General features: G+C 46.0%; 28 protein-coding genes. 5 read left to right on the forward strand and 23 right to left on the reverse strand.

The window, feature by feature from the left end; all coding sequences use genetic code 11:
• Positions 1-31 precede the first annotated feature (31 nt).
• The 7 genes from CHH60_RS17670 to CHH60_RS17700 form a co-directional block, all read right to left on the reverse strand.
• Positions 32-331 (reverse strand): hypothetical protein, encoded by a 300-nt coding sequence (locus CHH60_RS17670; protein ID WP_095360389.1) that lies wholly within the window; start codon positions 329-331, stop codon positions 32-34.
• 11 nt (positions 332-342) lie between these two features.
• Positions 343-984 carry a hypothetical protein gene (locus tag CHH60_RS17675; protein ID WP_095360390.1) on the reverse strand — a complete coding sequence of 214 codons (642 nt, stop codon included), beginning with the start codon at positions 982-984 and terminating at the stop codon, positions 343-345.
• A 31-nt stretch (positions 985-1,015) separates the two neighbouring features.
• Entirely contained in the window at positions 1,016-1,477 is a 462-nt protein-coding gene (locus CHH60_RS17680) for an NUDIX domain-containing protein (RefSeq protein WP_095360391.1), read from the reverse strand.
• Positions 1,478-1,527: 50 nt separating this feature from the next.
• Positions 1,528-2,223, reverse strand: coding sequence for a hypothetical protein (locus tag CHH60_RS17685; RefSeq protein ID WP_095360392.1), 696 nt, complete (start codon positions 2,221-2,223; stop codon positions 1,528-1,530).
• A gap of 12 nt (positions 2,224-2,235) precedes the next feature.
• Positions 2,236-2,724, reverse strand: a complete 489-nt coding sequence (locus tag CHH60_RS17690; protein WP_095360393.1) for a cysteine hydrolase family protein — start codon at positions 2,722-2,724, stop codon at positions 2,236-2,238.
• 120 nt (positions 2,725-2,844) lie between these two features.
• Positions 2,845-3,327, reverse strand: coding sequence for a DinB family protein (locus CHH60_RS17695; protein WP_095360394.1), 483 nt, complete (start codon positions 3,325-3,327; stop codon positions 2,845-2,847).
• A gap of 17 nt (positions 3,328-3,344) precedes the next feature.
• Positions 3,345-4,052 (reverse strand): AAA family ATPase, encoded by a 708-nt coding sequence (locus CHH60_RS17700; protein WP_095360395.1) that lies wholly within the window; start codon positions 4,050-4,052, stop codon positions 3,345-3,347.
• Between the two features lie 371 nt (positions 4,053-4,423).
• On the opposite strand from CHH60_RS17700, the gene CHH60_RS17705 reads away from it, so the two are divergent.
• From CHH60_RS17705 to CHH60_RS17715, 3 genes are read left to right on the forward strand one after another with little or no spacing between them, the layout of a single operon-like run.
• Positions 4,424-5,308, forward strand: coding sequence for a PRD domain-containing protein (locus CHH60_RS17705; protein WP_255247981.1), 885 nt, complete (start codon positions 4,424-4,426; stop codon positions 5,306-5,308).
• Entirely contained in the window at positions 5,305-5,811 is a 507-nt protein-coding gene (locus tag CHH60_RS17710) for a PTS sugar transporter subunit IIA (RefSeq protein WP_095360396.1), read from the forward strand. Before CHH60_RS17705 ends, CHH60_RS17710 begins: the two co-directional genes overlap by 4 nt.
• A 29-nt stretch (positions 5,812-5,840) precedes the next feature.
• On the forward strand, positions 5,841-7,298 hold the full coding sequence (locus tag CHH60_RS17715) for a PTS transporter subunit EIIC (RefSeq protein WP_095360397.1): 1,458 nt from the start codon (positions 5,841-5,843) through the stop codon (positions 7,296-7,298).
• 151 nt (positions 7,299-7,449) lie between these two features.
• Here the strand turns inward: CHH60_RS17715 and CHH60_RS17720 are convergent, their stop codons facing one another.
• From CHH60_RS17720 to CHH60_RS17750, 7 genes are all read right to left on the reverse strand, one after another.
• Positions 7,450-8,466 (reverse strand): bifunctional glycosyltransferase family 2/GtrA family protein, encoded by a 1,017-nt coding sequence (locus tag CHH60_RS17720; RefSeq protein WP_095360398.1) that lies wholly within the window; start codon positions 8,464-8,466, stop codon positions 7,450-7,452.
• A gap of 2 nt (positions 8,467-8,468) precedes the next feature.
• Positions 8,469-9,461, reverse strand: coding sequence for a phosphodiester glycosidase family protein (locus CHH60_RS17725; protein WP_255247982.1), 993 nt, complete (start codon positions 9,459-9,461; stop codon positions 8,469-8,471).
• 231 nt (positions 9,462-9,692) lie between these two features.
• Positions 9,693-10,649 carry a radical SAM protein gene (locus tag CHH60_RS17730; RefSeq protein ID WP_095360530.1) on the reverse strand — a complete coding sequence of 319 codons (957 nt, stop codon included), beginning with the start codon at positions 10,647-10,649 and terminating at the stop codon, positions 9,693-9,695.
• 232 nt (positions 10,650-10,881) lie between these two features.
• On the reverse strand, positions 10,882-11,451 hold the full coding sequence (locus CHH60_RS17735; protein WP_095360400.1) for a GNAT family N-acetyltransferase: 570 nt from the start codon (positions 11,449-11,451) through the stop codon (positions 10,882-10,884).
• A 78-nt stretch (positions 11,452-11,529) separates the two neighbouring features.
• Positions 11,530-12,186 carry a pyridoxine/pyridoxamine 5'-phosphate oxidase gene (locus CHH60_RS17740; RefSeq protein ID WP_095360401.1) on the reverse strand — a complete coding sequence of 219 codons (657 nt, stop codon included), beginning with the start codon at positions 12,184-12,186 and terminating at the stop codon, positions 11,530-11,532.
• A 448-nt stretch (positions 12,187-12,634) separates the two neighbouring features.
• Positions 12,635-13,249 (reverse strand): histidine phosphatase family protein, encoded by a 615-nt coding sequence (locus CHH60_RS17745; protein ID WP_095360402.1) that lies wholly within the window; start codon positions 13,247-13,249, stop codon positions 12,635-12,637.
• 145 nt (positions 13,250-13,394) lie between these two features.
• Complete coding sequence (locus CHH60_RS17750) at positions 13,395-13,931, reverse strand: DUF2569 domain-containing protein (protein ID WP_176476108.1); 537 nt, start codon at positions 13,929-13,931, stop codon at positions 13,395-13,397.
• A gap of 327 nt (positions 13,932-14,258) precedes the next feature.
• Here CHH60_RS17750 and CHH60_RS17755 point away from each other — a divergent pair, with 327 nt between their 5' ends.
• Positions 14,259-15,200 carry a hypothetical protein gene (locus CHH60_RS17755; RefSeq protein ID WP_095360404.1) on the forward strand — a complete coding sequence of 314 codons (942 nt, stop codon included), beginning with the start codon at positions 14,259-14,261 and terminating at the stop codon, positions 15,198-15,200.
• Here the strand turns inward: CHH60_RS17755 and CHH60_RS17760 are convergent.
• The 8 genes from CHH60_RS17760 to CHH60_RS17795 form a co-directional block, all read right to left on the reverse strand.
• Positions 15,197-15,514: an RNA polymerase alpha subunit C-terminal domain-containing protein gene (locus tag CHH60_RS17760; protein ID WP_095360405.1), complete on the reverse strand. Its 318-nt coding sequence runs from the start codon at positions 15,512-15,514 to the stop codon at positions 15,197-15,199. The genes CHH60_RS17755 and CHH60_RS17760 overlap by 4 nt on opposite strands.
• Before the next feature lie 55 nt (positions 15,515-15,569).
• Complete coding sequence (locus CHH60_RS17765; protein WP_095360406.1) at positions 15,570-16,613, reverse strand: alpha/beta fold hydrolase; 1,044 nt, start codon at positions 16,611-16,613, stop codon at positions 15,570-15,572.
• Between the two features lie 55 nt (positions 16,614-16,668).
• Positions 16,669-17,181: a DUF4275 family protein gene (locus CHH60_RS17770; protein ID WP_255247983.1), complete on the reverse strand. Its 513-nt coding sequence runs from the start codon at positions 17,179-17,181 to the stop codon at positions 16,669-16,671.
• Positions 17,182-17,241: 60 nt separating this feature from the next.
• Complete coding sequence (locus tag CHH60_RS17775; protein WP_255247984.1) at positions 17,242-17,781, reverse strand: NUDIX hydrolase; 540 nt, start codon at positions 17,779-17,781, stop codon at positions 17,242-17,244.
• A gap of 154 nt (positions 17,782-17,935) precedes the next feature.
• Positions 17,936-18,613, reverse strand: coding sequence for an ABC transporter ATP-binding protein (locus CHH60_RS17780; RefSeq protein ID WP_095360409.1), 678 nt, complete (start codon positions 18,611-18,613; stop codon positions 17,936-17,938).
• A complete protein-coding gene (locus CHH60_RS17785) occupies positions 18,610-19,734 on the reverse strand; it encodes an ABC transporter permease (protein ID WP_095360410.1) in 1,125 nt (374 codons plus the stop codon). The genes CHH60_RS17780 and CHH60_RS17785 overlap by 4 nt, the downstream gene beginning before the upstream one ends.
• Before the next feature lie 65 nt (positions 19,735-19,799).
• Complete coding sequence (locus tag CHH60_RS17790; RefSeq protein ID WP_095360411.1) at positions 19,800-21,176, reverse strand: sensor histidine kinase; 1,377 nt, start codon at positions 21,174-21,176, stop codon at positions 19,800-19,802.
• Positions 21,173-21,850, reverse strand: coding sequence for a response regulator transcription factor (locus tag CHH60_RS17795; RefSeq protein ID WP_095360412.1), 678 nt, complete (start codon positions 21,848-21,850; stop codon positions 21,173-21,175). Before CHH60_RS17795 ends, CHH60_RS17790 begins: the two co-directional genes overlap by 4 nt.
• 342 nt (positions 21,851-22,192) lie before the next feature.
• Between CHH60_RS17795 and CHH60_RS17800 the strand changes: the two genes are divergently transcribed.
• Positions 22,193-23,161 carry a cation diffusion facilitator family transporter gene (locus CHH60_RS17800; RefSeq protein ID WP_095360413.1) on the forward strand — a complete coding sequence of 323 codons (969 nt, stop codon included), beginning with the start codon at positions 22,193-22,195 and terminating at the stop codon, positions 23,159-23,161.
• Positions 23,162-23,293: 132 nt separating this feature from the next.
• Here the strand turns inward: CHH60_RS17800 and CHH60_RS17805 are convergent, their stop codons facing one another.
• Complete coding sequence (locus tag CHH60_RS17805; protein ID WP_095360414.1) at positions 23,294-23,581, reverse strand: SHOCT domain-containing protein; 288 nt, start codon at positions 23,579-23,581, stop codon at positions 23,294-23,296.
• Positions 23,582-23,676 lie beyond the last annotated feature (95 nt).

Consider the following 23,676-nt stretch of genomic DNA (forward strand, 5'->3'; position numbering starts at 1 on the left):
TATAGAGCAACACTTTCCTGATGTATCTACTCTACTCTGACATCAATACTCTTATGATACTTGTCGCGTTGTCGAATTTCATTTGATTATTTTTCTGATGGAAGTCCCATCCTTGGTTTATCGCATATTGAACGAGTTTGGAAATCAGCTTGGGCTCATAGAACAAAATATCCCATGTCTCTCTCCAAAGGACCACAAACTCTACGAAGGTAGATTTAAATGCATTCGAATATATACGGATAATTATATCGTAGGCTTGCTCATCCACAACGTAGAGAAATAAAACCTCATTGACCGTTATTTTACGGACTTCTTTCTTATATACCTTCAATAAACCACTTCCTAGCTTGAGGTTTTGGTGTGTAAATCTTCAAACACGTTCCATTCCGTATACATTTGTTGTAGTCTTACAGCGGTTGTATGAATGAAATGTTCTAGAACGTTCAAGGATAAAATGCTCAAATCTTCCGCGGGCTCATGCGCAGGATTATTCAAGAAGTCCACTTTCACTTTCCTGTACTGAACCACCTCTTGTTCCAGCAAACCGCCCAAATCATAGGCCTTTCCCGCATTCAGTTTATTTAGCAGCTCATGAGACCCGGAACGATTCCGCAAAATCATAAATTCCAGCTTCGTTACCTCCTGCGTATAGCGTTTTCTGCCGTCAGGATGTTCTTCATATGCAGGGTAGATATCAAAGGTCCACACACGGTCCGTATAAATATGGGCGATGTATCCGCACAAATACTGCCAGAATGCTGGATCTAGTTCCGCCTGCTGCCTATGGGACTCCCAAAATGCCCGAAGCTCTCCATCTGTTGCGAATCTGCCTTCTTCTATCATAAGATGTGTTTTGGCTTTCTCATTGCGCACATCACTTCTTACGTGAATTGAATCAGGAGCGAGACTTCCCAGCAAGAATTCCGGGGATGGATTAGAACTGATTTCGGATGCAACCGCAAAATGTACCATGGGCCAAGGCATGAGTATCACTCCATTTTGTTATTAGTTTTCCTTAACGCAGAATCCCCTGCTTCTCTTGAATCAAATCTATAATAGCCGGCTTCTGCACCTTATTAATCGTATCGATCTCGATTTCATCCAAACTTGTAAACGTTAATTGCAACGATTCGTTATTCTCGTCTTCAAAACATAGTGTTCGCCCATCCTCAGCTAGTTTTCCGTCTAAATTAACTCTGACGTTAAACAGAAACATGACAAATACAACCTCATTGCCATCCGGATAGGTATACTTCATTCTCTCACCCGTGTAGATGTAAGCCAGTTCATACGATACCACATCCAGACCAGTCTCTTCCTTCACTTCTCTAATCATGGTTTCTTCGATACGCTCTCCGGGCTCCATACCGCCACCTGGCAATCCCCAGTCTCCATAATCGGATCTTTGCTGCAGCAGAATTCTCCCACGATCATCTCTGATAATGGCCCCGCCTGTAACCACAATTCGACTTGTCATCTCCGTTGCTCCTTCTCTCGTCAAATGAAAAAGAGATGAACCCTCTAATCCTATATTCCAAAATGCACAATACACTTTCCATGTTCAGCAGCATGTACTGCCATACTGGTAAGCTTTTTTAATTCAGTTATCAAGTCAGATTTGTTATACACTAATTTCTCGTAGTAACCTTTTCTATCCCCATCATCAACACAGAAATTCCCTCTGAGTTTGATTGAATCAGGTGCTGAACCAAATAGATCTATCCATGCATTCAAGATCTGATAAAGCCTCTGCAATGCTTGTTGATCTTCAATCACTGTAATGCCGTAATTGTTCAGTCCCATTGCCTTCTCACCGGTGGATGGATTCGTGGTCTCTAACCATTGGAGTGAATCATGTATATATGAAATGAAGTTGTCGTCCAGGTGCGCCTGGTTGTCTCGCGTGAGTCCGTTTTTATGTATTTTTCCGTTTCTATCCCATGAATAAGAAGTATAAACATCCTCATTTACATCCGATTTATTCTCAATAACAAAGTTATGAATCATCGGCATATATGTATCTCCCAACCTCTTCAATTTCATCTCTTGGCTTCCTATCCACCCATCATAACCCATGTTTTGGAAAATGCGAAGATCCATATGTCTGTAAACTTCTAACCCTTTCCCAGATGTAATATGAAATATCGATCCAATCAAAAGCCCCATCCTGTCTGACGGATCAGCCAGATATAGCAAAAATGGATACGACCTCGTCGCATCCATGGATATTCTCATTTATTTGATTAGATAGTCTACTACAGGATATGAAATTACATTCCGATCTCTGTAGGTAGAAGTCACTGCTTCCTGATGTGTGCTGAGAATCCCATTTTGCAGCATAACGGGTCTGAATCCTCGCTCCATCGCTCCGTTATAGGTAAATAGGACACATTCCTCTGCGGCAAAACCGGAAATGATCACGAACTCAATGCCATGACTCTTCAATATTGGTTCCAGCTCTGTCTGCCAGAATGCATTCGAGCTTTCTTTGGTAACGATGAGGTCCTTCTCATTGACATTCACCTCGGAAATAATCCGATATTCCTCCGGAGAAGATTCTTCCATACCTTCGACGTCTTGCACATGGACCACCACATGATCACTTGAACGAAGCACATCTGCAACGTGGTTGATATATTCACAAGCGTGGTCTATACCTTTTTGTTCGACTCGACCTCGTACAATACTCTCTTGCATATCCACAATCAGAAAACCTATTTTCATCCGAACACTCCTTGAAATTTTGATTTACTGCCTTATTGGTGCATCTAAATGAAGAATACTCCCAATATACGTATTCGATTATTACAGGCGGGACTCCTCTAAATCTCCTGCAGCTTATGGTTATGCTGAGGCTATGACTTTCTTTTTCAGCATCATGATCTGCCCAATATGATACGCATTGTGAATGCACACATTAGATATGACGTTCCACCACGGAGCATTGAAATAAGAAGGGATGGTCAGTGCCAGTTTTGCATCATCACTTTCTTGTACGGCCTGAATCCATTGAAGAAAAGTAGATCCGACTCTTTCAATACTCTTCTGCCATTCCTCTTCGCTAACGCGTGAAGGGTCCACATAGAACGTTTCATCATTATCTATATCATGATCCATTCTTACTTCACCTTGGATAAAACGATCCAACCATCGCTCATTCCAGAATATCAGATGATGCACCAGCCTCCAGATGGATTGACCTTCATCATTCGTCCATGCAGCATGAGCAGCGGTTACATCACGTAACATTTCATCCAGCGGGATAAACCAGCTCTTATCATGATGACAGGCAGCCAGTTGGTCCAGCAATATCAATTTAAAACTCATGATTAACTCCTCCTCTATTAATCCTTGAACAGCTCATCCAGCATGCGATGGCGATTCTCCAAAAAGCTTCGCGTGATCTGATAATGCTCCGTATCTTCATAAGCCATCTTCTGAATGCAGCTATCATCAAAATTCAATATGTCAGCATCGGGATAACCCAGCAAAATGGGGGAATGGGTTGCAATAATGAATTGGGATGTCCCGGAAAGGTCATGAAGAATGCGCAGCAAGGATAGCTGTCTGGCAGGAGACAACGCGGCTTCGGGCTCATCAAGCAGGTAGATGCCTTTCGAGCTGAAGCGGTTCACAAACAGATTAAGAAAGGACTCTCCATGAGATTGCTCATGCAGTGAACGCCCGCCATAGTATTCAAGAGAGCCTACCTCATCAACATGGGATGCAAATTGATAGAAGGATTCCGATCGCATAAAGAAACCATTCGAAATTTTGGGCAGCCAGGCCAGCCGCAGATAATCCCCTAACGATGATTCCGAAGCATGCATCTCAAAGACGTTATTCCTCCCGCCTCCGGCTGTATTGAATCCACATTGATGAGCGATTCCCTCCAGCAGGGTGGACTTGCCCGATCCATTTTCGCCGACAAAAAAAGTAATGTTATTTCTGAATTCCAACCGTTTCAAGGATTCTATGGCTGGTATATCAAACGGATACTTATTGCGATTCTCGACCTTATCCATCATGAGCTCCACACTTCTAAGATACATATGCATCCTCCTATTCTTGTAAGATTTGACTCCATCTACCTGGACATGATCAATAACGGATTAGGCTCATTGCACCTTAAAAGGTGATCATGGCTCCTTTTTTATCCAATACGGCAGGGTCCTTTTTGTTTACACATTCCCTATATTAAACGACGAACAAATGGATGACAAAAATTATGGTTGACGGTGGCAGATCAGGTTCTATATTATGTACGAAGAACGTTCTGCAAAAATTATAAAATGAATTGGCGTGTTACCACCCCAGAGGGCATGAGCCAAGAAGCGAACTTGAGACTATATTCGCTCCTTGGCTCTTTTTGCGTTCCGGAGGTCTGAAAGCGTTAACTTTAGAAACGAGGAGGCGGTGAACCGTGAGTAAAGAAATGATGCTGCAGGTAGAGCGGGTCGTCGGCAGCAATATTGTTCTGGCCCGGTCGCACCAGAATACCAAGGAGTATGTACTGATCGGTAAAGGGTTGGGATTTGCATTCAAGGCGGAAAGCACCGTCCAGGCCGATGATCCGCGGATTGAGAAAAGGTTCCGGCTGGAAGACCGGGAGGAATGGGGGCAGGCGCAGGAGCTGATGAAGGACTTGGACCCCAATGTCATCGACATCTCTGACCGGATTATCCGTCTCATCGCTGATCAGTTTCCCGGCAAGCTGAATGACAAGATCTACCTTGCTCTTCCGAGTCATATTCAGTTCACCTTATATCGTATCCGCAACGGGATGGAGATTCTGAATCCTTTCCTTACGGAGACAAAGCTCAGTTTTCCGAAAGAATTCGAACTCGCCTCGGAAGCAGCGGCCATGATCGGAGAGGCCTTTGGCGTAGAGGTACCGGAGGATGAAGCCGGGTTCCTGACATACCATGTGTACTCCTCCGTAAATCACGTCCCTGTCGGACAGCTGGTTAAGGTATCCAATGTGATCAGCAAGCTTCAGTCCATTATTGGAGAGGAAGGTGGCGTTCGATTTGACCAGGGCAGCCTTAGCCAGGCAAGACTCATGATACACCTGCGCTTCTCCATGGAACGCCTGTATCAGCAGCCGATGACGGCACCCACCTTCGCACAATATGTGAAAAATGAATATCCGACCGAATACCAGCTGGCCAGAAAACTGAGCGCTGTAATGGCCGAGGATTTGGGGACAGAGGTACCTGAAGAAGAAACGGCTTTTCTCGCCATGCATTTATATCGGCTTTTTCAAAGCCATTCCAAAACCAACAACAGAAAGGACAACACACAATGATCTGGAAATGGAAAAACAACAAATCTGCCAAAATATCTGAAACGATATCCGTCGCCTCCCCGCTCACCGGAACCTGTGTCCGTTTGGAAGAAGTGCCTGACGAAGCGTTCGCGCAAGGACTTATGGGACCGGGAGTTGCAGTGATTCCCCAGGAGGGCAGGCTGGTCGCCCCTATCGACGGAACTGTGGTACACCTGATCAAATCGCACCATGCCGTAATGATTGAGCACGCTTCCGGGCTGCAGCTCCTACTGCATATCGGTATGAATACTGTCAGCCTGAAAGGACAGGGCTTCACTCCCCGAGTGCAGACCGGGGATCAGGTCGCTGTCGGTCAGACCTTGATTGAATTTGACCTGAATGCGATCGCTTCGGCCGATTATCCGGTCATCACCCCTGTCATCGTTGCGAATGCGACTGAACAGCCGTGGGAGTCGCACCCGGAGTATGGCGGCGTAGAAGCAGGCATGGGAACTATCATGAAGATCAGCTTGTCCAAATAACCTAATTCAAAAAAGAAAGGAAGAACAATATGCTCAAAGCACTGCAAAAGCTGGGAAGATCCCTGATGCTTCCTGTAGCAACCCTGCCTGCGGCAGGAATTCTTCAAGGCCTCGGTCTTCTTGATTATGAAAAGGACATTCCGCTCGGTCCCGTGATCGGGGGATTTCTTAATCAGTATGTAGTTCCATTCCTGAATGAGGGAGCGGGGGCGATCTTCGGCAACCTTGCGCTCATCTTCGCCATTGGGGTGGCAATCGGACTGGCGGGGGATGCGGTCGCCGCGCTTTCCGCCCTGATCGCTTATATGGTGCTGACGCGGATTCTGGGAGCCGTTCCAGGTGTATTCGGCTATATTCCTGACGATGTTAAGCTGGATATGGGCGTATTGGGCGGGATATTTGCCGGACTGCTTGCAGCCTATATGTATAAAAAATACCATAATATCAAGCTTCCTGACTGGCTCGGCTTCTTCTCCGGCAAACGCTTTGTGCCGATGGTCACCGCCGGCTCCATGCTGGTGTTGGCCATCCTGTTCGGCATGATCTGGAGCCCGATTCAGAATGCCATCGGCGCTTTCGGCGCCTGGATTGTAGACTTTGGCGGCGTTGGCTCCATGGTGTTCATGATCGCCAACCGCCTGCTTATCCCGCTTGGTCTGCATCATGTCCTCAACTCCATTGCCTGGTTCCAGATCGGAGATTATACCAATGCAGCCGGGGAAGTCGTGCACGGCGACCTGACCCGCTTCTTCAACGGAGACCCTACGGCAGGCATGTTCATGTCTGGCTTCTTCCCGATTATGATGTTCGCTCTTCCGGCGGCGGCGCTTGCCTTGATTCATACAGCCCGGCCTGAAAAGCGTAAAATGGTCGCTTCAATCTTTATCGGCGCAGCGGTGGCTTCGTTCTTAACGGGTATTACCGAGCCGCTCGAGTTCTCCTTCATGTTTGCGGCGCCTCTGCTGTACGTTGTACATGCTATTCTTACCGGTGCAGCAGCCCTGATCATGTACCTGCTGGATGTTAAGCTTGGCTTCGCCTTCTCAGCAGGTCTGATTGATTACCTCGTGAACATGAAGCTGTCGACCAATCCGCTGCTCATGATCCCGGTCGGTCTCGCATTTGCGGTCGTCTATTATTTCCTTTTCCGGTTCATGATTGTCAAGTTTAACCTGAAAACGCCGGGACGCGAGGATGACGCTAATGATGCCGATGCCCCCACTAATGCTTCCGCCGTGGCAGCGGCGTCTGCCGACACCAAGGCTGGCAAAGTGCTCGCGGAGATCGGTGGCGCAGACAATATCGAGAGCATCGACGCCTGCATCACTCGCCTCCGGCTAGTTGTTAGGGATGACAAAGCGGTCAACGACCAGGCGCTCAAACAGCTTGGCGCTTCCGGCGTCATGAGGCTCGGTGGCGGAGCTGTGCAGGTCATCTTCGGCACCCAGTCCGAAATCCTGAAGGATGAGATTAAAAGGCTGATGTAACGCTCGTTCTCCTTTGAGTTTAAAAGGTCGAGAACAAGGGTATGTTCCCCTGTTCTCGACCTTTTTTTGTTAACCAAGAAGCACTAGGATATTCTTTTGAAACGGTTTTGATTGAAAAAAGAGAGCAAGCTATACGCTCACTCTCTCTGTGTCAATAGACAAATTTGCGCTGTGCCCAATAACTGAACAAAAAGATGGAGACCTCTGTCAATAGCTTGGCCGCGATCAGCGGGATAATCAGTTTTTCGTTATAGAAGTATAGCAGTCCGTAATTTAATAGCAGTACCAGGATGACTAAAGAGAAGTATTTGGGCAAAGACTGACGTACCTTCGATGTTCTTCCCCCGGCTGAAAATACATACTTCCGGTTGATCGTGTAGTTAAAAATCGAACTGCATAACCTTGCCGTGACAACTGACAGAAATAGATTATGCGTGAAATACTGGATGACAAACAGTAGTCCAAAATCGATCAGCGCGGACAGTACCGATGATGTACTGAACATGAGAATCGGCATATAAATGCGGAACGAGTCTACCAGCGGGCGAAAATGAGAAGATTTGTTATGATCCAGATATACGGTATCAATAAACTCCTCGGTGATTTCGTATCCCTCTTTGCGTGCGGTTAATAACATGTTCATCTCATACTCAAAACGATCCCCCGGGATCTGGCATAACCAGTCCAGCATCGAATAGGGAAAACCACGCAGACCAGTCTGTGTATCATATACTTTGGCCCCCGTCGTGAGAGAGAAGACCGCTCGTGTGACGGTATTACCAAAACGACTGCGTGCAGGAATCGTGCCGCTGAAGCGGCGGCTTCCGAGTACAATGCCTGGTGTGGTTTGCTCCAGCAGCACATCGAAGATACGCCGGATATCATGCGGCAGATGCTGACCATCACTGTCGGCACATACGACGCCACCTTGTGGTCCGAATTCCTTGATGTACTGGAAGCCTGTCTTCAGTGCTCGTCCCTTGCCGAGATTCTCTGGATGAGTCAGCACGGTGCATCCATACGCCTCGGCTGTCTCGAAAATCCCTCGGAATTCCTGGCCGCTGCCATCATCCACAATCACAATAGGCCCCAGTTGGAACGTCTGTAATTGCAAAATTAGATTTAATAAACGTACGTCCGGTTCGTAGGATGGAATTAATATGGTCATAATCATTGTCCCTCCTTGAGGTAAAGGATGTCACTTACGCCGCGTTCCTGATTTCTACCCAGCGGATTATTCACGACTCTGCCCATGAAATACATCGTGGATGAACCACCGCCGTCCAGGTTATAGGCCTCGGTTGCTCCTAGGCCCTTCATTACATCCGCGAGCTCTGCCAGCGTCATCCCCCGGCTGTCATCCTGCCGTCCGTCCACGACAACAAATACATAATGATTCGGGGCAATCATGCCGATGGCCGTTCTCGGATTCGCATCCTGAATGGAACGATTACCGAAGTTGTTATCGATTTTCACACTGCTAAAATCACTTACGATCTCCCCGTCCTGAATCAGAATGGGTCCAAACGACAGCGTATTGGTTGCACCTTCGGCCAGCAGCTCCGAAGAGGAAACTTCCGTTTCGTTATATGTCTCCATCGTCCCGTCAGCGAACAGTGCCATCGCATCACGAACCGGATCATCCCGATATACCGTACTGTTGCGAATAATTACGCCATCACTACGAAAACCGTAGTAATCACCATTAATGGCAAATATCGCGTTGTTCGCTGCAGCAATCTCTGAGGTGTTTTCCGTAATATTCGTGCCGAAGCTGTTATCCGCCAAAGCCGAGCGCAGACTGCTTGCGTCCGTCATCTGTACATCTGCGACGTAATACGTAATCTGGTCCGCACCCGAGCCGGTCTGCACCTTCTCGATGCTCACCTGCATATCGTCACTGGAATAGTTCCAGTCATCTGAGGTTGCATTGGCCTCTGCTGCTGCGTTTGACGCATCATTTGTACTGCTGCTAGTGGCCGACGCGTTATCATCCGCCACAACCACTTCCACATGCCGGATCAGGTAACGGTCAGCCAGACTGTAGACAATTCCGCCGATTCCAAGGATAACGACAAGCGTGGCAATCAACCATTTACGCCTTTTATTCGGGATTGCTTTTCTATGTGGATCTTTTGGATTGGGTTTATCATACATTCTCATCATTGAAGCCACCTCTTCATCATCTAAGTTCTTAAAGCCATGATAGGCGGGATAGCTTAAATGAATCTGAAACCTGTCGAAGGCAAAAAAAGGTTACCTGTTCCTCTCGGGAATCAGGTAACCTTCTAACCATTTCATGATAAATCGGTTGTACACGATAAGAACTCGTAATGGCATAAATGGACAATGTGTTAAAAATTAATTTCAATCATGGAGACTCGATATGGTTCACTACTCTCCTGCAAATAGTGCATCGTACGCAGGACATGGCCGCTTCTCCAGAAAATCCGCTAATGCGCGCGGCTGCTTGTCGTAAATTTCGTTCAATGGTGTTCCATGGTAGATGTTGCCAATGACGACCGGATGGCACAGCTCACAGATAAGAATGTCTCCGTTACCATGTAAATGCAGCTGTTTCGTCCCATCCACACAATTGGAAAAATACACCCCTGGCTGTTCGTGTAGCCCCAACAAATCAGCAAAGCGATCCATGCAGGTAAAATAGAGGGTTGTGTCTTCCTTCTTGTGTTCAATCAGCTCATTTACGGATCGAATAAGCGATTCCTTGGAAACGATATTGCTCCAATCGCTATGCGGCATCACAATACTGTTCTGAATCTCGTGAATGCGTACACCCAGATCATAGACCTTTTTGCTAATAGCCAACATATTCGATTGTGTTCCCTCAAACAGCAGGGTTTCCAGTACCGTCTCCAGTCCTGCTTCCGTACACAAACGGATATTGCGTTCCAGTCTCTCGTACATGCGTGGGTGAACACGATAGTATGCGGAATAAGCATCTGCATCAGTGTAGTTGAACGAAATATGAATATTGGACAACCCTGCATCACGCAACGCATGAATTCGCTCTTCCGTCAGTAAACTGGCATTTGTATTCAATTGCGTATCAATTCCATGAGCGGCACAATACGTTACAATATCCAGACAATCCTGAAACTTGAGGGTCACTTCTCCCCCGGACAAGCGCACGCGTTTCAACCTTGGTAGCTCACCGATGATCCGAATAACTTCCTGTGCATCAATACATTGTCCATCGTCCCGATTATAGGCACAGCAATAGTCACACTTGAAATTGCAATTGGAAGTCACCCCGACTTCCAGTCCCTCCAGCTCGTATACACCTGGTGTTTCCAGCTCGAGTGATTTGTATCTGTTTTTTGCGGTCACTTCCATATACCTCCTGGTTCCCTCATCGCATGTGATTACAACCTGGAGATTATAGCGGAAGCTTACAGGGTTCGGATATGACATTATGTACGCTGAGTACGATGAAAAATAAAATAAAACCCATCTCTCCGATCAGCGGGAATGGGTACGATTGTTCTAGCATTTAGATTATATAATTTAAAATTTGATGCCTTGCCCTTGGGAAGCTGCCTCTCTCAAACACACTCATGTACTATATCGAATGGAAATCTTCTTTTAGAATGGCGTACATCTTCAAGTCCCGAAGCACATTTTTTACCTTCATATAATTTCGCAAAACACCCTCGAACTGCATGCCTACCTTCTCCATCACCTTAGCCGAACCTGTATTATCCACCATAAACCTGGCTTGAATTCGCTCCAATCCTACTTCCTCGAATCCAAATTGGATGATCTTGCTTACGATTTCTGTCATAATGCCCTGATTCCAATACTGGTCGGACAACACATAGCCCAATTCTACTCTCATACTATTGCTGTCACAGCCCAAATAATTGCAGCTGCCAATCAGCCTTTTGGTCTGTTTATCCTCAATCCCCCAGGGCCCGAGCTTGTCCGCCTCATAACGGTTCATGACAAAATCGATAAAACCTTTGGTATCCTCCTTACTCTGATGAGCTTCCCACGTGGTGAATTCGGCAACGGCAGGAACCGAGCAATAGCTGTACATATCGTCCAGATCATCGTAGGTGAGAGGGCGAAGCAAGGTTCGTTCGGTTTCCAATACGGGAAATGGGTCAAAATAACTTTCAATCGTATTCATACATGTCCCTCCCTAGAATATTAGAATAAAGAAACATACTAAACTCGTTTATAAAATGTACGTTCTTTTAATGTAAAATCATGGCCATAATCTGTGCTGCTTCCACTTCCCGTCTTGCAGCTCATACCGAATTCGTGTATGCTTCCGCCCCGTATCCCCCTGCCAAAACTCCACTTCTCGAGCATTCACAGCATATAACCGCCAATGGGGCGTAACAACATCCGGGTCACGTTGAATCCGTTCCTTCTGAGCTTCAATGGAGCTATCCAATACTTCCTCGCTCTCCAATTCCTGACTCTGGCACCCTGTCATGGCAACCGCTCTGGCTCCAGCCGAGCGCTTCCGGAAGTCATCTGCTCCTGCTTCATTTCCCATATCCGCGGCTGTACCCCTTATACGAATCTGTCTCCCGAGCGCAGGCCAAAAAAATGTCAGTGCCACGTGCGGGTTATCCTCCAACTGCCTTCCTTTCCGACTCTCGGAACTGGATGCAAAGTAAAACGCCTCATCAATGACATTTTTCAAAATCAATACGCGTGCATCCGGATAACCATCTTGATCCACCGTTGAGATTGTCATGGCATGAGGTTCCTTCACATTGGCCTTGATTGCCCCTTGCAACCAGTCCAAAAATAATTCCCCAGGACGATCTGGCAAATGATGGATGTCCCAAGGAGGGAAAGGCCCAGACAATGCATGCAAGCTCCGCAACAACTCATTCGATTCACCGCTCATACGATCACTCCCGCCTTCCAATTCATTCCATTGTAGCGCGATTGTAACGTACTGGAAATAGAGAGTTTTAGAATAATACAATAAAATATCGTCATAACTAAGAGGGCAGATGTGCTCAACTTATAAATACGTTCTGTTAATACTTTAGCTTAATTGACCTTCCGGTTAACTAGATAATATCTATTTCTTACTCTTAATATTCACCCTAATAAATGCAGCAATCGCCATAATCCCAGCTGATACAGATGACCTAATTTTCAATTGTGCAATATCCGAAAAATCTGTTGGCGGATTAAACAGCATGCTACATAAATAATATAAATACACGACTATAGAGATAACCAAGACTACATTTGCAATTCTTTTTTTCAACAAAATTGATCCCTTTCTACTATGACTTCAACTATCATTTATCTCCACCTATGAATTCTCCTCCTCTGAGCCAAACTCAATCCAAGTGGCTCACCATATTCATGCTGCTCAATCTCCAACCGTTCACACTCTTCTCAATCGTGTGCATACTGGTATGATCAATAGGATGAAAGCTGGATTTATTGCTCCACTCCCGCTTATCGAGCAGATAATAGAGGATATTAATCACTCCGCCGTGCGTAATCAACAGAACATTGGACTTTATCTTTTTCTCCTCCATGTCTCTGCAGAGTGTATCGAAAGATGCACAGATTCTGTTATAAAAATTCCGTGGACTTTCTCCTCCTGGAAAAGGAGAATCCATCTCAAGAGCATTGAAATAAACTCCGGGGTAATTCTTTTCAGCCTCCTCATGAAGCATTCCCGCCAAATATCCATTATTCATCTCTCGCCAATCTTTCACAAAGCTGCCCGAAATATTTAATTTCTGCTCAATCTCCCTTGCCGTCTGTACTGCACGAGGAAGATCACTACTTATAATCGTATGGATATCATACTGCTCAGCATGATGTTGTAGATAATCGCCGAGTTTTTCGGATTGAATGATCCCTTGTTCCGTAAGCCCTCGCTGGCTCCATCCACCTCGATACCCTTCATCATCCGCGCCATGTCTTACTAGAAAGATTTTCAAGGCTATTCCTCCTTAACCTGTGGATGTATTTTTCGAATTGAAATTCATACTTAAGGTAATTCTCCTTTATGTCTATCAAATTTGCTAAACAAACCCCGACCTCAGATGGTTTTTATCCAAGATCGGGGCCTTTGGTTCTTACAATTTAATTTACAAAAGTATTACGAACTCGGACTGATTTGATAAAATATGGAATCCAGATTGCGCAAGTGAGAACTGACTTCGCAATTTCTCTCATCGAGCTTCCATCCTCAAGATCTCTCGCCATCGGAATCTGAAGTAACAACAGATAATCCATGATGCCCACGACCAAACTGACACTATAGAAGATAATCATAAGACGTGGCAAAATAGCCTTTTTACTATAAAATGCAAAGACCGTATACAAACTAAACAATAGAAATAACACGTTATATACCAGTTCAAAAATGAGTACAGGTCCCCATAACGGATGATAATAATCTGATTGTTTGGAAGTTAGCAGCTCCCATGTTTCTGTCGTAAATATGGGCACGATTTGTTGAATCAATTGCACTGCGAGCAGAACAATCGTAAGAAGGAGACCAATTTGGATGAGGATCAGCCATCCTCCTAATCCCGACACGCCCAGTGGTCGATAGTCTCTCTTCTGCTCTTCAATAGGTGGTTCCACGGATAACACGTCCTTATACTGTTTTGTCATTCTGAGATGAATCATTTCTCATCATTTTCAAACCTACAATTGCCCCTACCTTTCCTTACTTCTCGTACGTTCTATGTACTAACTCCTTCATTACAAATACGTTCCTCACCTTCCTCGATTATAAAAATTTACACAGCTTCCTTATTATACTACAAGCTAAAATAAACTAATATAGCATATCAACCATCCATTAATTCCACAATGTAGAGGCAAAAGAAGACCTCTTCGCTATACTTATGCCATGTTCAGCCCTTCATTTGTACGTCATAATTTACTTCATCAAGTGCAGATGAGACTCTGCATAACGGAATGAAGGAGGACAAGGATATGTCCAAACAAAACATAAAACTAATGCCTTTTGCTGACCTCTCAGCATATATGGGTGGTTTCAAGATCGTTTCCACGCAGTGGGGTGCAGATGGGAAGGTGTACATTCTGTTAATAAATCAAGTGCCGGAGAGAGAACGGAACATGTTCGTTAAGACCCGTTTAAATCAAACCTACACCTACAAAGTTCTAATAGTATCTGAGAAACATGTTGTAGAAGATGTCGTGATCTGGGGACAAACCTACAATTATCATTATGTACAGCCGCTGCATGATCATCTTTTGCTTGTCGGTGCGCGCTGTACCTACTACGGTAATGATCAGTATGACCTGAATGCCAGAGTGTGTGATATGAATGGAAAGCCAATTCGGGATTTTCTGTTAGGGGACGGGATTCAGAGTGTCCAGGTGACAGGGAATGGAACGATCTGGACCAGTTACTTTGATGAAGGTATATTCGGCAATTACGGAGGGAGCGATCCGATTGGTTCCTGCGGTCTGCTGGCCTGGGATGAGCAAGGTAACAAACTCTATGAAAACCGCGAAGCTGATATCGCCGATTGCTATGCACTTAATGTCGTGAATGAGGATGAGGTATGGTTTTATTATTATACTGATTTCGAACTTGGTTGTGTCTCAGGGAGTACCGTGGATTCCAAGGTCACGTTTGTGAAACCGAACATATCCGGCTCTTCCGGATTCAGTACGGATGGTTATCACTTTTTGTTCGATGCTGGATACGGTAAACACGGGACGTTTGTTCTCAAAAAAATGGATAAGCCAGGACGACTGACGAAGGGGCAAAAGATTGAATTGGTTAACGAAGCCAATACACCATTGAAACAGGCACGGCAGGATTTTCGTGAGCAGCGACTGCTCCTTAGCGAAGGGAATTTACTGTACCAGCTGACAATCGAAGAGCTGATTTCTAGTCTGGATTAATGGTCATGGAGCGGAGAGGGTAATCTCGCAAAGGACAAACCCTCTTCCTCCAGTGCTTGTCTAAGTTTCGGGATCGCAGACGGCCCTATGCCATGAAGCTTCAGGATCTCTTTCTCGGTATACTTCGAAAGTTCAGCCAACGTTGTAATCCCTTCATTTTCTAAGGCACGTCTGGCAGGTGCAGACAATAAGGCCAGAAATCCTTCTTTCGGTTTACGTTTAGATTCGCAGATCGGACAAGTTGGGCAGTCACTTTTTTTGTAATACGAATGTCCATGTTCACATGTTCTTCGTGTTCCTTTGTCGTTTGTCATATGAGATCTCTCCTTCTGACTTTAGTAGATTACCAGTAAGTATATTCAACACCGACTAATCCAAAATAGACTTATACAACTCCATCAACCATGCAGCGAACTGCTCCTTTTCCTCAAACTGAGGATAGTGCGCCGAATGTTCAAACACTTTGAACTCTTTGACTGGAGCCTCCAGCTCATCGAAATACTTCCGTGCCGCATTCACGGATGTCATATAATCGTATTTTCCCATGACAAAGTAAGTCGGAATCTCCAGCTCTTTTACAAGGTCGGGTAAGTGATCGCCTGATTCCTCTTTCAAAAGCAGTTCCTGGGTAGCCTGAATGCCCATGAAGTATCGAATGACATCCAGTGCATTGTATTCAGGACCGAACAGGAAGCCGAGTATATAATCCCTATTTTCATCGATATGTCTGGCTGCACCGCCGTATTTGCGCACCATGTTCCTAGGCGTATACTTCTCCCCTCGCTCAATTGAACCTCGTAGACGTTCCAGACTTGCCACGTCCTCTGCATGACCAGACTGCTTCGCCTGAGCAAGGGTATAATTCAGACTGTCCAGCTCACTCTGCACGTGATCAGCAACTTGCCCAATACCGATGTAAGCATGGAATTTGTCTGATGCCTTGGCGGCAGCTTTCGTTCCTATGTATGTACCAAATGAATGACCGACCAAACTAACCTTATCCTGTCCAAGCTCAGCGGTCACATAATCGGTTAATGCCAATAAATCCTCTACAAGCACATCCGTCGTCAACCCCGAATAATCCTCCAAAAAGTGATAAGACTTTCCGCTCCCGCGTTGATCATAATGGACAATGGTAAAATGCTGTTCGAGCGCCTCCTGATACTTTCTGACATAAGGGATTTCGGAGCATCCCGGACCACCGTGTACAAAGATAAGTATAGGATTGTCCCGATCCATTCCCCGAATCATAACCTCGTGGCCTGTGCCGTTAATCTCAACCTGCCCCAACGTGCTAATACTGTTCTCTCCCCTGATTCCTGGTGTCCATGTTGGAAATATAAGCGAAAGTATGACCATAAGCAAAATGAGAATCAGAAAGCGTTTGGATATTTTAACGAGCTTCTTACGCATGGGGATATCTCCTTTTGCACAATGATTCGTTGAAATGGAATTCTGCTGAGTACTGTTACTTTAATGGACTAATTTTATAAAAATAAGGCCCACACATGTCTTCGTGCGTATGTACGTAGGTCCAGGTAAACTCCTGGTCAAAGATATAGATATCTTGTTCAGAATCAAAGTCCGCTGCAACGACTGCCTTCGCATTCTCATAGACCTGGATCAACGGCGTATGTTGATACATGATATATAAATCATTTTTGAGCTCGGCATCAAACGCATCTCGTGCTGAATCGCCCGTTAAACACGCTTGTTTCTGATAACTAAACATATGCCATTTATATTCGCTGTAGTAGATCGCTTCTTTTGCCTCGTCATCCAGATTGCCGGCAAATACCTCATCCCACTGCCGAGTAATGCTCTCCGATTCCTCACACAGTTCCGTCACCTGAACGCCCTTATTCTCCAGATTTTGTTCAAACATATATCTACGATATACAAGCTCGATCCGCGAGTACGCCACATTCAGTTCACTTTCAGGTAAAACGTCTAACATCTTGTTAATTTGTTCTCGAATCACGTTGACCTCCGTTTGAAATGAAATTAGGTGTGTCTTCGACCTGAGCCACATCCCTGTTTCTTACCGTCTAGCTTCTTCTCGCAATACATAAGCCAATTGGTACATCTCCGCAATATCATGTCTATTCTGCTCTTGGAATCTTCGAATAGCTTCAGTAATCTCTACAAGCTCTACGGCAATAACCTGCTCTCCATCCACCGGATTCAGCGGATCACCTACAAGTTCAACATCTCCATATCCAATCACTCTCACAAAATGAGGATGCGGAATATGTGGTCTATACGGTTCAGAGGCACCAGATGTGCAATAGAACTGACCGAATATCCGATACAACTGCAGCTCCGCACCCAGCTCTTCCATCACTTCGCGCTTCAATGCATCCGGATATCTCTCTCCAAGTTCCAAGGTTCCTCCTGGCAACTCCCATTTGCCATTATCGAGTTGAAACACAACGCACTTCTTCCCGACGAACGGGATAATGCTCACGTTGCTCACCAGCGATTCATCCACGATATCGTTCAACCTGAACTCCGCTGTCACCGTCCCCCAATGAATAGAGGCACTCAGTGCCGGAAAATGTTCAATATTTAAGCTTTGCATCCGCATCAGCCCCTCTCTAGATAAAGTAAAATCTTCCACTTCATTCTTTCTTCAATTATAGATGAAAGGATAGAAAAAAGGCCACCTTCCCTCTGGGGATCAGTGACCTTCTAATCATAGATTCAGATAACAATACGATCTCATGGCATGCGCCTTATTTGTGCACCAGTTTCCCGTTTTCCAAAAAGAGAACCCGATTACACAGCGGAAGAACCCGCTCATCATGCGTAACCATTACCGCACTCTTGCCCTGCTCTGCAACCAGCTTCGCAATCATGCCAACAATATCAAGCCCTCGTTCTGCATCCAGGCTGGCTGTCGGTTCGTCCGCCAGCAGCACAGCCGGATCATTCATCAACGCCCGCGCAATGGCAACCCGCTGACGTTCCCCGCCAGACAGCTTCTCGGCATATGCCTTACGGCGGTGAGATAAACCTACCGTATGAAGCAGCTCATCCACTCGCTTCGAAGCCTTGTTCTTATCCGTTCCGGCAAGCTTCGCAACGACCATCAGCTGCTCTTCCACTTTCAGATAAGGAATGAGGTTGGCGCTCTGAAAAATAAAACCGAGCTGCTGAAGCCGCACATCGGAAATGTCCTGCTTATTTTTGCCCATGATGGATACACCATCAAGCAGAACCTGCCCCTCTGTTGGTTCAAGGAGTGCACCTGCAATGGACAGAAATGTACTTTTGCCTGACCCGGAAGGACCCATGACTGCGACGAGTTCCCCCTCGGCAACTTCAAGATCCAGCTGATCCAAAATCGTACGTTTGACCCCGCCATCCTCAAAGGTCTGTGTAATTCCCTGTAATACCAATCGGTTTCTCATGCTGCTGTCCTCCCAATCGCATCAAGCGCATCAATTTTGGCAACCTTCCACACCGAGAATAACGAACCTGCCACAGACATGATTACAAATAAAATGCAGGTCAGTGCCAAGGTGGACAAGCCTAATTGAAACGGCATCGAAGCTGGCAGGATGGACTCAAACAGTCGGACCAGCAGAACACTGATCACCAAACTGCCGACGGATAAAAGTAATACTTGTAATGACACACTGCCAGCCAGATACGCATTGCGCGTTCCGATGGCCTTCAAAATGCCAAATTGACTCGTTTTCTGAATGGTGATGACGTAGAAAAATACCGCGAGTACAAACGCCGAGATAACAAACAAAAAGGCGATCATCATGAGCAGCGACCCCTGCTCTTCCTTATAGCCAGGAATGGCCGATACCGCATCGGACTTCGTAATCACTTCCGCATTTGGCAGTGCAGTACTCAGGCTGTCAACCTTCTCACCAGCATCCTTAATGGCAATGGCATTGTATGACGAAGCATTATTGCCCGCTGTATCTGGACTGGTACGCGAACTTCCTTGCAATGCAAGCCATTCCTGTTCATTCAGGAACACGACCGGCGAGTGGCTGAAGGACTCATTTTGCACAAATCCACCGACTGTCCACTCCCTCCCCGACGCTTGATCGACCAGAACGGTCCCAATGGTCACGCCGGACTCTGACAGCTTTTGATCCACTACAACTTGTCCGTCCTTCTGATCCGCAATCGAAACTCCTTCAGTGACGGTTGGTGCTAGCCAGCCTTCTGGGTTCACCATAAACAGAGTGACATCTATTTTCTTGGTGTCGTCAGCCGGGCTAACGGTTGTCATTTTCACACCCAGCGGCTCTGCGTTATCTTGTCCTACCACCGAGCGCGACTGTTCAAGCTGATCCTGATTCACCTGCGATCGGGTAAAACGATGATTAGAATCCTGTTCGAGAACGAAATGGGTTGCTGCCATATTTTTGATCGACGCGGCGTTGTCATACGCCAGCCCCTGCGCAAGACCTGTAACAAACAGTACCAAAAATGAAACCAGTACCATAATGGTAGCAATTAACACATACCGCCCTTTGGCAAACCTCATCTCTCTAATAGCCAAGTACATATCTCTGACCTCCTCTTGATAAACCAAGTATAGGAGGTGAAAATGAACGGCAAATGAATAACAGATTACATCTGCGGAAGAGTCACAGTGAAGGTTGTACCTTCGGACGAACTGGAGACTTCAATTGTACCGTCATGAATCCGGACAATTTTCTGCACAATCGCAAGCCCAAGCCCGGTTCGACCGGAAGAACGCTCCCGTGCGCGGTCCACCCTATAGAAACGATCGAACAGGAATGGCAAATGCTCTGCCGCAATCCCGTCCCCTGTATCCCGAATTTGGATTACACAGTGAGTATCGGTCTGCTCTGCTCGGATCTCGATACTTCTTCCTTGCGGAAGATGATTCACTGCATTGCCCAGCAGATTCATCCATACTTGCATGAGCAGTACTTCATTACCAACCAGCTGGATGGATTCGGGTACCGATATGCGGAGCAGCAGCTCCTTTTCTTCCAGCTGCCAATGCAGCACCTGAACGGCTTGACGAAATTGATCGCGCAGCGAGAATCCTTCTTTCGTCAAATCCTCTTGTCCTTGTTCGAGAGATGACAGCAGAAGCAGCTGTTTGCTGAGCAATGAGAGATGACGGCTCTCTTCCTCAATAATGGATGCATAGTGCTCCCTCTCCTGTTCAGGAAGATCCCGATCTGAGAGCAGTTGAGCAAATCCCTGGATCGAGGTCAGTGGCGATTGAATCTCATGAGAGACGTTGGATACAAACTGTTGACGCGCCTGATCTACCCGCTCCAGCTCACGACTCATGGTCATAAAGTGCTGAGCCAGCTGTCCAATCTCATCCCGCCTCTTCGTGGGCAATTTCAGATTAAAGTTCCCCTGTACAATTCGCTTGGTCGCCTCCGACAGACGTTCAATTGGATTGACCAAGTAGCGCGTACTGATGAGAAAGATCAAGATGCTAATCCCTACTGTAAGTGCTCCAATCAGTGCAAAAAAGATACGCAGTTCGCCAAATTGCAAAATGACGTCCGGACGCATAAACAGTCCATAGCTTGTATTTCCGATCTGTAGTTGAACACCAACGGTATTGCTTAGCTGATTGTCAAAGAAACCCGTAATGAAGGGTTTACTTGGAAACTGGGCAACACCATGGTAGACCTCACCGTCAAGCACCATATCTACTGCTCCCTTGTCCAGATCCTTCCCGCGGAACTCGCTACCGTAGAATTTATCAGTCCCTTTGCCATCTGTCACATAAATCTCGTAACCGAGAGCTGCGGCATTGTCCAGATACGGCTGCATCATGTCTGGCTCCCGCTCCACAAACTGCTTCATTTGCATGGCGATGCCTACCAGTTTCTCATCATTGAAGGACTTAAGCTTCGCATGATAATAGATATTGGATAAAAGAAAACCCAGCATGCCGCTGACCACAATGACAGCGATCGTAATGAGGAAGACTCGAACATACAAAGTCCTCACCGGGTTTTCACCTCCATCTTGTAACCGATCCCCCGTACGGTATGAATGACAAAGTCATCTGTATAATCAGCAAACCGATCGCGTAACCGCTTGATGTGCACATCCACCGTACGGTCATCTCCTTCGTAATCTGCGCCCCAGACAAGTCTAATTAATTCATCCCGCGAGAATAAACGACCTGGATATTGTGCCAGCTGGGAGAGCAGCTCGAACTCCTTCATGGGCAAAAACAGAATGGATTGACCATCAGATACTTCCACGTTATTCCGGTCAATCACTATGCGATTCATGCGAATGATATCACTTGACGTGCGGTGATAACGGCGAAACAGGGCCTTGACCCTGTAAATCAACTCTTCGGGTTCAAACGGCTTCGTCACGTATTCATCCGTGCCTTTCAGATAGCCCTCCCTCTTGTCGGATAGCTGGTCCCTTGCCGTTAGCAGCACAATCGGTATGTCATACTGCTGCCGGATGAAATCACATAGCTCCAGTCCGTCCATGCCTGGCATCATCACGTCCAGGATCGCCAGATCAATCGGTGTTTCTTTGATTAGCTTGACCGCTTCTATCCCATCCTGCGCTTCATGCACCTGATACCCCTCTTTGGTCATGACATGCCGAAGGAGTGCTCTAATGTTGGCGTCATCGTCCGCCAGAAGCAGGTGTTTCATATCTTTGTCCGCCCCTCTGTTTCTAAGTTGAATGTATAATGATCATATCCATTGGTTCGAATTTTTGTAACAAGTACTTCCGCACATGGATCCTGCACAGATGGTAGCACAAAAGCAAAGGCGTTCGCCAGCATACACTACTGGAAGCAATGCTCTCGTGTTTATATTTTGTTGTATCTGGTTGACACTATTATTAGGCACATCTATAATAAAACCACAACATATGAACGATCGCTCATATATTCATTCGAGTAATTAGATTCATGCAAGGGTTATCCTAAGCCACAATAACAATCATCATTATTACATAACGGAGCCATGCTCCAAAGGAGAGGATCTCGTATGTCCGGACATCACCACAATCACGACCATGGACACCATCATGCTCATCCCAATAACAAGAAAGTGCTACTGTTTTCCTTCATTATCATTACGCTGTATATGATCGTAGAAGCTGTAGGCGGCTTTGTGACCAACAGTCTGGCCCTCATCTCCGATGCAGGACATATGCTGTCAGACGCAGTCGCTCTGGGAATTGCCTTACTGGCGTTTACCTTTGGGGAAAAGGCAGTGAATACGGGTAAAACCTATGGATATAGACGATTTGAGATTTTGGCTGCTACCTTAAACGGAATTACCTTAATTGCCATTTCCCTATACATCTTTTACGAAGCGATCGGCCGCTTCATCCATCCACCAGAAGTAGCCACGGTCGGCATGCTGATCATCAGCATCGTTGGATTGCTCGTCAACATTCTCGTTGCCTGGATTATGATGCGCGGCAGCGACACGGAGAATAACCTCAATATGCGAGGTGCTTACCTGCATGTCATCAGCGATATGCTGGGATCCATCGGAGCCATTGTGGCAGCACTGCTGATGATGTTCTTCGGTTGGGGCTGGGCAGATCCACTCGCAAGTGTAATTGTGGCCGTATTGGTGCTGCGAAGCGGGTTCTTCGTAACCAAATCTTCCCTGCATATTTTGATGGAAGGCACCCCGGCGAATGTGGATGTCAATGACCTCGTGCAAACGATTAAAAAAGTAGACGGTGTCCATGGCGTTCACGATGTGCATGTATGGTCCATCACTAGTAACCTGAATGCACTGACCGCTCATATTGTAGTCGATGGAACATTGACCATCTATGAAGCTGAAACGCTTGTGCAGAAAATTGAACATATGCTGGAGCACAAAGATATCAAGCATGTCACCTTGCAGGTAGAGTCTGAGAAGCACCTTCACGACAGTTCAGTATTATGTACCGTTAAGGGCGACGCACCCGATGCGCACGCACATCATCACCATTGAGTATGGTGCAACATATAGCATTAAATTAAAAACAGGGCTGATTCCCTCAAGGGAATGCCCTGTTTTTGATTTGTGTAAATCTTCCTTCTGTTATTAGGTTGGCCCAAGCTCTAACCTACCAAAACCTCTGGATTACTTGTACTTAGAGAGTAGCTTCTGTTTCTTTTGATCAAATTCAAAATCAGTAATGATGTTTTTTTCCTTCAACTCACCTAACTGCAAAAGTTGTTCATGAACATTAACGGGCGGCTTCTTCAATTTATTTGCTCTTACCAAAACAACAATTGAAAAAGGGATTGCATACAACATGGTTAACAGCCCAAATATTGCTGCTCCATCTGGATCAATTGGCCCTAAACTGAATATCGCAAAAAACGTTAATGTGAACAACACGATCCCAATGGTCGACAATACTTTCAAAACAAATTCCTCCCAAACATTATGTACTTTCTAATTGACGAGATAACTGATGTTAATTGCGAAGCTTGTTTTGAATCTCTTAGCCTGTTCTTTAT

Origin of the sequence: Paenibacillus sp. 7523-1, from assembly GCF_002276415.1 — a bacterium.
Classification (GTDB): domain Bacteria; phylum Bacillota; class Bacilli; order Paenibacillales; family Paenibacillaceae; genus Paenibacillus; species Paenibacillus illinoisensis_A.

What these genes read in the sequence shown, in the direction of transcription:
- CHH60_RS17675 (WP_095360390.1), bottom strand. Translation starts at nt 984, where the DNA reads ATGCCTTGGCCCATGGTACATTTTGCGGTTGCATCCGAAATCAGTTCT.
- CHH60_RS17680 (WP_095360391.1), bottom strand. Translation starts at nt 1,477, where the DNA reads ATGACAAGTCGAATTGTGGTTACAGGCGGGGCCATTATCAGAGATGAT.
- CHH60_RS17685 (WP_095360392.1), bottom strand. Translation starts at nt 2,223, where the DNA reads ATGGATGCGACGAGGTCGTATCCATTTTTGCTATATCTGGCTGATCCG.
- CHH60_RS17690 (WP_095360393.1), bottom strand. Translation starts at nt 2,724, where the DNA reads ATGAAAATAGGTTTTCTGATTGTGGATATGCAAGAGAGTATTGTACGA.
- CHH60_RS17695 (WP_095360394.1), bottom strand. Translation starts at nt 3,327, where the DNA reads ATGAGTTTTAAATTGATATTGCTGGACCAACTGGCTGCCTGTCATCAT.
- CHH60_RS17700 (WP_095360395.1), bottom strand. Translation starts at nt 4,052, where the DNA reads ATGTATCTTAGAAGTGTGGAGCTCATGATGGATAAGGTCGAGAATCGC.
- CHH60_RS17710 (WP_095360396.1), top strand. Translation starts at nt 5,305, where the DNA reads ATGATCTGGAAATGGAAAAACAACAAATCTGCCAAAATATCTGAAACG.
- CHH60_RS17715 (WP_095360397.1), top strand. Translation starts at nt 5,841, where the DNA reads ATGCTCAAAGCACTGCAAAAGCTGGGAAGATCCCTGATGCTTCCTGTA.
- CHH60_RS17720 (WP_095360398.1), bottom strand. Translation starts at nt 8,466, where the DNA reads ATGACCATATTAATTCCATCCTACGAACCGGACGTACGTTTATTAAAT.
- CHH60_RS17725 (WP_255247982.1), bottom strand. Translation starts at nt 9,461, where the DNA reads ATGAGAATGTATGATAAACCCAATCCAAAAGATCCACATAGAAAAGCA.
- CHH60_RS17735 (WP_095360400.1), bottom strand. Translation starts at nt 11,451, where the DNA reads ATGAATACGATTGAAAGTTATTTTGACCCATTTCCCGTATTGGAAACC.
- CHH60_RS17740 (WP_095360401.1), bottom strand. Translation starts at nt 12,186, where the DNA reads ATGAGCGGTGAATCGAATGAGTTGTTGCGGAGCTTGCATGCATTGTCT.
- CHH60_RS17750 (WP_176476108.1), bottom strand. Translation starts at nt 13,931, where the DNA reads ATGACAAAACAGTATAAGGACGTGTTATCCGTGGAACCACCTATTGAA.
- CHH60_RS17755 (WP_095360404.1), top strand. Translation starts at nt 14,259, where the DNA reads ATGTCCAAACAAAACATAAAACTAATGCCTTTTGCTGACCTCTCAGCA.
- CHH60_RS17760 (WP_095360405.1), bottom strand. Translation starts at nt 15,514, where the DNA reads ATGACAAACGACAAAGGAACACGAAGAACATGTGAACATGGACATTCG.
- CHH60_RS17765 (WP_095360406.1), bottom strand. Translation starts at nt 16,613, where the DNA reads ATGCGTAAGAAGCTCGTTAAAATATCCAAACGCTTTCTGATTCTCATT.
- CHH60_RS17775 (WP_255247984.1), bottom strand. Translation starts at nt 17,781, where the DNA reads ATGCAAAGCTTAAATATTGAACATTTTCCGGCACTGAGTGCCTCTATT.
- CHH60_RS17780 (WP_095360409.1), bottom strand. Translation starts at nt 18,613, where the DNA reads ATGAGAAACCGATTGGTATTACAGGGAATTACACAGACCTTTGAGGAT.
- CHH60_RS17785 (WP_095360410.1), bottom strand. Translation starts at nt 19,734, where the DNA reads ATGTACTTGGCTATTAGAGAGATGAGGTTTGCCAAAGGGCGGTATGTG.
- CHH60_RS17795 (WP_095360412.1), bottom strand. Translation starts at nt 21,850, where the DNA reads ATGAAACACCTGCTTCTGGCGGACGATGACGCCAACATTAGAGCACTC.
- CHH60_RS17800 (WP_095360413.1), top strand. Translation starts at nt 22,193, where the DNA reads ATGTCCGGACATCACCACAATCACGACCATGGACACCATCATGCTCAT.